This is a genomic window from Pseudomonas artemisiae, from assembly GCF_057128685.1.
The window spans coordinates 2,079-3,611 of record NZ_JBSKHS010000031.1; the positions used below are offsets into that span (position 1 = coordinate 2,079).

At 50.6% G+C, this 1,533-nt stretch carries 2 tRNA genes and 1 rRNA gene (1 of these 3 cut by a window edge); all 3 read left to right on the plus strand.

From position 1 onward, the window contains the following. Positions 1-2 precede the first annotated feature (2 nt). A tRNA-Ile gene (locus tag ACWKV4_RS20535) sits at positions 3-79 on the plus strand. A gap of 10 nt (positions 80-89) precedes the next feature. After that, positions 90-165: transfer RNA gene (locus ACWKV4_RS20540), tRNA-Ala, on the plus strand. 214 nt (positions 166-379) lie between these two features. Further along, positions 380-1,533, plus strand: a 23S ribosomal RNA gene (locus tag ACWKV4_RS20545) (it continues 1,466 nt past the right edge of the window).

Here is a 1,533-nt window from a genome sequence, read left to right on the forward strand (position 1 = left end):
TTGGGTCTGTAGCTCAGTTGGTTAGAGCGCACCCCTGATAAGGGTGAGGTCGGCAGTTCGAATCTGCCCAGACCCACCAATTTTGTTTGGGGGCCATAGCTCAGCTGGGAGAGCGCCTGCCTTGCACGCAGGAGGTCAGCGGTTCGATCCCGCTTGGCTCCACCATTTCATCTGTTTGAAAGCTTAGAAATGAGCATTCCCTTGCAACGCAAGGCGTGAATGTTGATTTCTGGTCTTTTCCAGAATCGTTCTTTAAAAATTTGGGTATGTGATAGAAAGTTAGACTGTTCAGACCAGTTTCACTGCTGGTGTGAGCAGGCTAAGGTAAAATTCGATGTTGTCTTCACAACCGTGATCCCAAGATTGCTTGGGGTTATATGGTCAAGTGAATAAGCGCATACGGTGGATGCCTTGGCAGTCAGAGGCGATGAAAGACGTGGTAGCCTGCGATAAGCTTCGGGGAGTCGGCAAACAGACTTTGATCCGGAGATCTCTGAATGGGGGAACCCACCCAGCATAAGCTGGGTATCTTGTACTCAATACATAGGTACAAGAGGCGAACCAGGGGAACTGAAACATCTAAGTACCCTGAGGAAAAGAAATCAACCGAGATTCCCTTAGTAGTGGCGAGCGAACGGGGACCAGCCCTTAAGTTGATTTGAGATTAGCGGAACGCTCTGGAAAGTGCGGCCATAGTGGGTGATAGCCCTGTACGCGAAAATCTCTTGTCAATGAAATCGAGTAGGACGGAGCACGAGAAACTTTGTCTGAATATGGGGGGACCATCCTCCAAGGCTAAATACTACTGACTGACCGATAGTGAACCAGTACCGTGAGGGAAAGGCGAAAAGAACCCCGGAGAGGGGAGTGAAATAGAACCTGAAACCGTATGCGTACAAGCAGTGGGAGCAGACTTGTTCTGTGACTGCGTACCTTTTGTATAATGGGTCAGCGACTTATATTCAGTGGCGAGCTTAACCGAATAGGGGAGGCGTAGCGAAAGCGAGTCTTAATAGGGCGTTTAGTCGCTGGGTATAGACCCGAAACCGGGCGATCTATCCATGGGCAGGTTGAAGGTTGGGTAACACTAACTGGAGGACCGAACCGACTACCGTTGAAAAGTTAGCGGATGACCTGTGGATCGGAGTGAAAGGCTAATCAAGCTCGGAGATAGCTGGTTCTCCTCGAAAGCTATTTAGGTAGCGCCTCATGTATCACTGTAGGGGGTAGAGCACTGTTTCGGCTAGGGGGTCATCCCGACTTACCAAACCGATGCAAACTCCGAATACCTACAAGTGCCGAGCATGGGAGACACACGGCGGGTGCTAACGTCCGTCGTGAAAAGGGAAACAACCCAGACCGTCAGCTAAGGTCCCAAAATCCTGGTTAAGTGGGAAACGATGTGGGAAGGCTTAGACAGCTAGGAGGTTGGCTTAGAAGCAGCCACCCTTTAAAGAAAGCGTAATAGCTCACTAGTCGAGTCGGCCTGCGCGGAAGATGTAACGGGGCTCAAACCAGGTACCGAAGCTACGG